General features: G+C 62.8%; 9 protein-coding genes. 6 read left to right on the forward strand and 3 right to left on the reverse strand.

Annotated elements, in window-relative coordinates; all coding sequences use genetic code 11:
* From WB528_RS17965 to WB528_RS17980, 4 genes are all read left to right on the forward strand, one after another.
* Positions 1 to 322: PAN domain-containing protein (locus WB528_RS17965; protein WP_423889742.1), on the forward strand; the 322-nt coding region annotated here is incomplete at its 5' end.
* An 89-nt stretch (positions 323 to 411) separates the two neighbouring features.
* Positions 412 to 825 carry a thioredoxin family protein gene (locus WB528_RS17970; RefSeq protein WP_423889743.1) on the forward strand — a complete coding sequence of 138 codons (414 nt, stop codon included), beginning with the start codon at positions 412 to 414 and terminating at the stop codon, positions 823 to 825.
* A gap of 19 nt (positions 826 to 844) precedes the next feature.
* Positions 845 to 1,561, forward strand: coding sequence for a cytochrome c biogenesis CcdA family protein (locus tag WB528_RS17975; RefSeq protein ID WP_423889744.1), 717 nt, complete (start codon positions 845 to 847; stop codon positions 1,559 to 1,561).
* Positions 1,562 to 1,579: 18 nt separating this feature from the next.
* Positions 1,580 to 1,792 carry a GDCCVxC domain-containing (seleno)protein gene (locus WB528_RS17980; RefSeq protein ID WP_423889745.1) on the forward strand — a complete coding sequence of 71 codons (213 nt, stop codon included), beginning with the start codon at positions 1,580 to 1,582 and terminating at the stop codon, positions 1,790 to 1,792.
* 2 nt (positions 1,793 to 1,794) lie between these two features.
* On the opposite strand, the gene lepB is transcribed toward WB528_RS17980, so the two are convergent.
* The 3 genes from lepB to WB528_RS17995 all read right to left on the reverse strand — a co-directional run bounded on the left by lepB (position 1,795) and on the right by WB528_RS17995 (position 4,701).
* Positions 1,795 to 2,565 carry a signal peptidase I gene (gene lepB, locus WB528_RS17985; RefSeq protein WP_423889746.1) on the reverse strand — a complete coding sequence of 257 codons (771 nt, stop codon included), beginning with the start codon at positions 2,563 to 2,565 and terminating at the stop codon, positions 1,795 to 1,797.
* Positions 2,562 to 3,983, reverse strand: coding sequence for a metalloprotease TldD (gene tldD / locus WB528_RS17990; protein ID WP_423889747.1), 1,422 nt, complete (start codon positions 3,981 to 3,983; stop codon positions 2,562 to 2,564). Before tldD ends, lepB begins: the two co-directional genes overlap by 4 nt.
* Positions 3,984 to 4,215: 232 nt before the next feature.
* A complete protein-coding gene (locus WB528_RS17995; protein ID WP_423889748.1) occupies positions 4,216 to 4,701 on the reverse strand; it encodes an invasion associated locus B family protein in 486 nt (161 codons plus the stop codon).
* 531 nt (positions 4,702 to 5,232) lie between these two features.
* Between WB528_RS17995 and coxB the strand changes: the two genes are divergently transcribed.
* Both coxB and WB528_RS18005 read left to right on the forward strand, forming a co-directional pair.
* A complete protein-coding gene (gene coxB / locus WB528_RS18000; RefSeq protein WP_423889749.1) occupies positions 5,233 to 6,072 on the forward strand; it encodes a cytochrome c oxidase subunit II in 840 nt (279 codons plus the stop codon).
* A 115-nt stretch (positions 6,073 to 6,187) separates the two neighbouring features.
* Positions 6,188 to 6,516: cbb3-type cytochrome c oxidase subunit I (locus tag WB528_RS18005; RefSeq protein ID WP_423889750.1), on the forward strand; the 329-nt coding region annotated here is incomplete at its 3' end.

Genomic DNA, 6,516 nt, shown 5'->3' on the forward strand with positions numbered 1-6,516 from the left:
CTGCTGGCTGAAGAACAGCGTGCCGGGGCGCATTGCAGATGATTGCTGCGTGTCCGGCGTGCGCGGCGCGGGCGTGGTCGAACCTCGCAATGGCGCGATCGAGACCTCGATCGACCGCGCCGGCGGCGATTACCGCACCTTTGAGCTCAAGCGGGGCGAACGCGACGAGGTCTGCAAAGCCGCATGTGTCGCCGACAATAAGTGCCGGGCCTGGACTTATGCGCGTCCGGGATATGCGGGCCGGGACGCTCACTGTTTTTTGAAGAAAGAAATCAAGCCGCCACGGCGCAAGCCCGGCTTCACGTCCGGCGTGGTCAGGTAACACTACCCCCATTCGCGGCGTAGACACCCTATGGCCCGAACGCGGCCGCAACCGAATGCGGCTGGCGGGCACCAACCACGGAGCTGACGATGATCACACGCAGGTTTTTGAATGGGGCATTGATGGCGGGAGCCTTGGCCGGCGTCTTGGCGGTTGCTGCGCCGGTGGTCTCCGCCTGGGCCAACACGGCGGTTCCATTTTCGGCCGAGGCGTTCAAGGCGGCCCAGGCATCGGGCAGCCCGATCCTGGTTGAAATCCACGCCGACTGGTGCCCGACCTGCAAGGCGCAGAATCCCATTCTCGACAAGCTCACCGCCGAGCCGAAATTCAAGGACTTGAAGATTTTCCGCGTCGATTTCGATGCGATGAAGCCGGTCGTCAAGGAGTTTGGCGCGCGGATGCAGTCGACCTTGATCGTCTTCAAGGGCAGCGCCGAGCAGGGACGCTCCGTCGGCGACACCAAGGAAGCCTCGATCGCGGCCCTGCTCGACAAGAGCCTCTGATTCTGGGCTTTGTTTTTAAGTGACCACGCTCGCACTGGCATTTGCCGCCGGGATCCTCTCGATCCTGTCGCCTTGCGTATTGCCGCTGGTGCCGATCGTATTGGGTGCGGCGGTGACCGCCCATCCGCTTGGCGCGGTGGCGCTGGCCGCCGGGCTGGCGTTGTCCTTTACCGGGCTTGGCCTGTTGCTGGCGCTCGTGGGATTCGGGCTTGGCATCGATGCCGGCATGTTCAGGCTCGCGGCGGCGGCGATCATGATTGTGCTCGGCGCGATCCTTCTGGTGCCATCGTGGCAGGCGCGGCTGGCAAGCGCCGGTAGTCCCGTTTCCGCATGGGCCGACCGTCACTTCGGCGGCGCTGCGGTCTCCGGCCTCGCTGGCCAGTTCGCGATCGGCCTTCTGCTCGGCGCGGTCTGGTCGCCTTGCGTCGGCCCGACGCTGGGGGCCGCATCGCTGCTCGCCTCTCAGGGACATGATCTGCCGAGAGTGACACTGACGATGGTGGTGTTCGGCGTCGGCGCCGCTTTGCCGCTCGTGCTGCTCGGATTATTGTCGCGGGCGACGTTGATGCGCGTGCGCACCAACCTGATGTCGGCCGGGAAACTCGGTAAAGGCCTGTTGGGGGCGGCCTTCATCGTGATTGGCGTCGCGATCGTCAGCGGCGCCGACAAGCGGGTAGAGGCGGCGCTGGTCGAAGCCTCGCCGCAATGGCTGACGGATTTGACGACATCGTTTTAGTCGGGGAGCGGAGATCAAATGCAAGTAGAGTCTACGCTTACTTGCCCGAACTGCGGCTTCCAGGCCAGCGAAACCATGCCGACGGATGCGTGTCAGTTTTTCTACGTCTGCAAGGGCTGCGGCGAGAAGCTCAAACCGCTGCCCGGCGATTGTTGCGTGTTCTGCTCATATGGCTCGGTGCCGTGCCCACCGGTGCAGCAGGACGGCAAAGGCGCCTGCTGCACCGAATGAGGTCAATGCACCGAGGTGAAAAACCGCGCGAGGCGGAAGCCGGATAGCCACGTCCATATCGGCTGGCCGCGGATGCCGAGATCCCAAGATCCGATCACGGCGTCGGCGCGGCCGACCAGATCGTCGATCGGCAAAAACCCGACGCCACCATCGCGCAGCGGAACGCGGCTGTCGGCGGAGTTGTCGCGATTGTCACCCATGACGAACAGATAGCCCTGCGGCACGGTCACCTCAGCGGTGTTGTCGAGCCGGCCGTTGTCGCGAATCTTGAAAATCGCGTGGCTCACTCCGCCCGGCAACGTCTCGATGAAGCGGCGGGCGGGCTCATATTCGCCGTGCTCGTCTTCCACCTGGCCGATGCCGTCGGGCTTCAGCGATGCGCCGCGATCGTTGATGAAAAGCTGGCCCTGGCGCATTTGAATGCGGTCGCCGGGTAATCCCACGACGCGCTTGACCCAGGCCTGTGAACGATCGCCGGGCCAGCGGAATACCACGACATCGCCACGCTTGGGCGGGTTGCCGAACACCCGGCCGGTCTCAGGGAGATTGATCTGAATCGGCAGCGAGGCCGTGCCGTAGCCGTACGGGAATTTCGAGGCGAGCAGAGCATCGCCGATCAGAAGTGTCGGCTCCATGGACCCTGAGGGGACATAGAACGGTTCGGCGATAGCGCCCTTGGCGAGAAAAACCAGTCCCAGCGCGGCAGCAAACTGGATGAGTTGAGCGCCCCAGCCGCGCGCACGCGTGGCGATCGATTGCCGTTCCATCGTCATGAACCGGTACCTCCAACCGTAATACGTTCCATCCGCAGCGTCGGCTGGCCGACGCCAACCGGAACACCCTGACCGTTCTTGCCGCAGGTGCCGATCCCGGTGTCGAGCGCCAGGTCGTTGCCGATCATGGTGATGCGATGCATATCGGTCGGACCGTTGCCGATCAGCATCGCCCCTTTCAGGGGCGCGCCCACCTTGCCGTTTTCGATGCGGTAGGCCTCGGTGCACTGGAACACATACTTGCCGGAAGTGATGTCGACCTGGCCGCCGCCGAAATTCGCGGCATAGATCCCGTTTTTGACCGAGGCGAGAATTTCCGCCGGATCGCGGCCGCCCGCGAGCATGTAGGTGTTGGTCATGCGCGGCATCGGCACGTGGGCATAGCCCTGGCGGCGGCCGTTGCCGGTCGGCTTCATGTTCATCAGCCGGGCATTCTGCCGGTCCTGCATGTAGCCGACGAGAATGCCGTCCTCGATCAGCACCGTGCGGTTGGTCGGCGTGCCCTCGTCGTCGATCGAGAGTGAGCCACGGCGCGAGGCCATGGTGCCGTCGTCCACCACGGTGACGCCCTTGGCGGCCACTTGCTGGCCCATGAGGCCCGCGAAAGCGCTGGTCTTCTTGCGGTTGAAGTCGCCCTCGAGCCCATGGCCGACGGCTTCGTGCAGCATCACGCCGGGCCAACCCGCCCCCAGCACCACATCCATTTCGCCGGCGGGCGCCGGGACCGATTCAAGATTGACCAGCGCCTCGCGGATCGCGCCATCGGCGGCCTCGCGCCAGGCCTTGGTGTCGATGAAGCGGGCATAGCCTTCGCGGCCGCCGTACCCCCTGGAACCGCTCTCCTGGCGGTCGCCCTGGCCGGCGACGACGGAAATATTGACCCGCACCAGCGGGCGGATATCGCGATAGCTTTCGCCATCGGGGCGCAGGATCTCGACGACTTGCCAGGTGGCGCCCAGGCTGACCGTGACCTGACGGACCCGCGGTTCCTTTTGGCGGACATAGGCGTCAATTTCGGCGAGCAGCTTGACCTTGGTCTCGAAACCCGGCCCGTCCAGCGGATTTTCATCGCCGTAGAGCCGCACATTGGTGTGCGGGGGCGGAGAGGCAAACGTCCCGCTATAGCCGCCGCGGACGGCTGCAACGGCGTCTGTGGCGCGAATCAGCGCCGGCAGCGAAACGTCGGAAGAATGCGCATAGCCGACCGCGTCGTCCTTCACCGCCCGCAGGCCGAAACCCTGGCTGGTGTCGTAGGTCGCCTGCTTCAGCCGTCCGTTGTCGAACATCAGGGCTTCGGTCTGGCTGTATTCCAGGAACAACTCACCGTCGTCGGCGCCGGAAAGACCCCGCGTGATCTGTTGCCGCACGGAATCCCGGTCAAGATTGGCGCGATCGAGAAGCGAAGTCGGGGGTGTCATGCGTACTCCAATTTTTCTGTCGTCCAGCTTTGCGCCCGACAACCTTTGGGCTACGTGCAACCCCCAAACTCCGGCGTCGGTCAGTTAACCAAAAACCTGCGGAGCGGTCGTCTTACATTGCGGTAACCCGGATCCGCTCCGGCTCGTGTGACCCACGCCACTTGCTCCAAAATAGGTGCGATGGTCTGCGATGGGGAGGGGCGAGGCGTGGCATAAAGCGAGGCACAATGCCTCACGGCAATTTGTCGTAGCCCTCGCCGAGCCCGTTCAGGCTGAGCGGGAAGCCGATTCCCTCCTCAGGGGTCTCGAAGATGATGAAAGTGGCGGTCTTGGCGCTTCGCAACTGGCCGAGAAGCTTGTCGTCCATGACGACCTCGGCGACACAGCCGTTGGGCAGGCACCGGACGAAGCCGGCGCGGCCGACGTCGACATTATCGAGCTTCAGGCCAAGGCCGGAGGGCAGCAGCACACCGAGCGGCGCAACCACCCGCATCAGTTTGCTCTTTTGATCCGCGGTCTTGAGCACAATGACGGTCAGGCCGGCATTTGAGCGGTCCTCGGCTACCACGCTCTGGATCAGCGCGCATTGCTCGGTTTGTGCTCCGGGTGGCGTATCGCAGCGAATCTGCCAGTCGCCGTGGACCGAGCGGACCGCGCCTTGGGCGCTGGCCGGCGTCGTCAGGCCGAACCAGCAAAAAATGGCTAAACCTGTCGCCATTCCGCAGACCCAGCGCGAGGCGGCCGATCCGTTGCGGGGTTGGCTGGAACTAGTCGGGTATTTCGAAGGCCCCATCAGGGTCGATCCCTTGATATTTCTTCGGCTTATGTCGTCGGCAAAGCCGGTCGTGACCGGACTGATACGGCAATGACGGCGCCTTGATGGCTGACCGGGCGCCATTGGGGCATCAATCAACGAATCAGACCTCTCAAGCGCGACATTTCTGTGCGTACATCCGGTAACCGGCCTGTCAAGCCGTCACCGGGCGTCCAACCGCGAGTTTATGCTGATTTCGCGCGAAAATGCGGCATCTGCATAATAGCCGGTGATGCACAGCTGTAGGCCGTACTACTGCATTGCGATGCCCTTGGAATTATGGTTTGAGAGGCTGGATTTCGACGCATTCCAGCGATCAGGCCCGTGTGCTTCCGAGGTGCATGCCAAGGCCGTTTGTCGGGGTGGCCGAATGATGCGCCATTCTTTGCCCTCCGGCGGGATGCGCGAGGGATTTATCAAGGGAGCGCGAGCGGCATGAAGATGTCGAAGGGCCAAATCGGCCGTCGGTTGCTGGGTTGGGCGGTGGTTGCCACCGCAATGGGTGCTTGCGGAAAGGCGTCTGCCGAATTGGGCCAGCCGGCGCCGTGGGAGTACAAGCTGCAAGGGTCGGCTTCTCCCGTTATGGACAACATCACTTCGTTCCATAACTGGCTGTCGGTCCTGATCATCGTCATCACACTGTTTGTGCTGGGGCTGCTGGTCGCCGTCGTCATCAAGTTCAACGCCAAGGCCAATCCGGTTCCGTCGCGGACCACTCACAACACCCTGATCGAAGTCGCCTGGACGCTCATTCCGGTGCTGATTCTGGTCACGATTGCCGTGCCGTCGTTCCGCCTGCTGTTCGAGGAACTCGATATTCCCAAGGCGGACCTTACGATCAAGGCGACCGGCAAGCAGTGGTACTGGACTTACGCCTATCCCGACAACGGCAAGTTCGAATTCGATTCGCTGCTGGCCGAGAACAAGCAGCCCCGCCTGCTCGGCGTCGACAATGAAATGGTCGTGCCGGTCAACAAGATCATCCGGATCGAGACCACCGGTGCGGACGTGATCCATTCCTTCGCGGTGCCGGCCTTCGGCATCAAGATCGACGCTATTCCGGGCCGCCTTAACGAAACCTGGTTCAAGGCCACCAAGACCGGCATGTTCTACGGCCAATGCTCGGAACTGTGCGGCAAGGATCACGCCTTCATGCCGATCGCGGTCAGGGTCGTCAGCGATCAGGATTTCGCGGCGTGGGTCGAAGACGCCAAGAAGAAGTTTGCCGCCAACCCGGAGAATTCGTTCGCTTCGGCAGGTACAGCGGCGCAATGAGCCGAACGGCTGGCCTTCGGGCTAGCCGCAGATCTCCGTCAGGGCCAATGCGCGCGGACGGATAGGGGACGAAGACCGCAGGGTCTCAAGAAGGATTGCAAGGCAGGATTTAAAAATGGCAACCACCGCAGCGCCTCACACCGATCACGCCCATGACGATCATGCCCACGACCATCCGACCGGATGGCGGCGCTACGTCTATTCCACGAACCACAAGGACATCGGCACGATGTACCTGGTGTTTGCGATCATCGCCGGGATCATCGGCGCTGCCATGTCAATCGCGATCCGCGCCGAGTTGATGTATCCGGGCGTGCAGATCTTCCACCAGACTCATCTCTACAACGTCTTCGTGACCTCGCACGGCCTGATCATGATCTTCTTCATGGTGATGCCGGCCATGATCGGCGGCTTCGGCAACTGGTTCGTGCCGCTGATGATCGG

The organism is Bradyrhizobium sp. (genome assembly GCF_049586575.1).
In the GTDB taxonomy this organism is placed as follows: Bacteria; Pseudomonadota; Alphaproteobacteria; order Rhizobiales; family Xanthobacteraceae; genus Bradyrhizobium.

Bases quoted from the DNA above. Each gene is read 5' to 3' on its own strand.
- WB528_RS17970 (WP_423889743.1), top strand. From the start codon at position 412: ATGATCACACGCAGGTTTTTGAATGGGGCATTGATGGCGGGAGCCTTG.
- WB528_RS17980 (WP_423889745.1), top strand. From the start codon at position 1,580: ATGCAAGTAGAGTCTACGCTTACTTGCCCGAACTGCGGCTTCCAGGCC.
- WB528_RS17995 (WP_423889748.1), bottom strand. From the start codon at position 4,701: ATGGCGACAGGTTTAGCCATTTTTTGCTGGTTCGGCCTGACGACGCCG.
- tldD (WP_423889747.1), bottom strand. From the start codon at position 3,983: ATGACACCCCCGACTTCGCTTCTCGATCGCGCCAATCTTGACCGGGAT.
- coxB (WP_423889749.1), top strand. From the start codon at position 5,233: ATGAAGATGTCGAAGGGCCAAATCGGCCGTCGGTTGCTGGGTTGGGCG.
- lepB (WP_423889746.1), bottom strand. From the start codon at position 2,565: ATGACGATGGAACGGCAATCGATCGCCACGCGTGCGCGCGGCTGGGGC.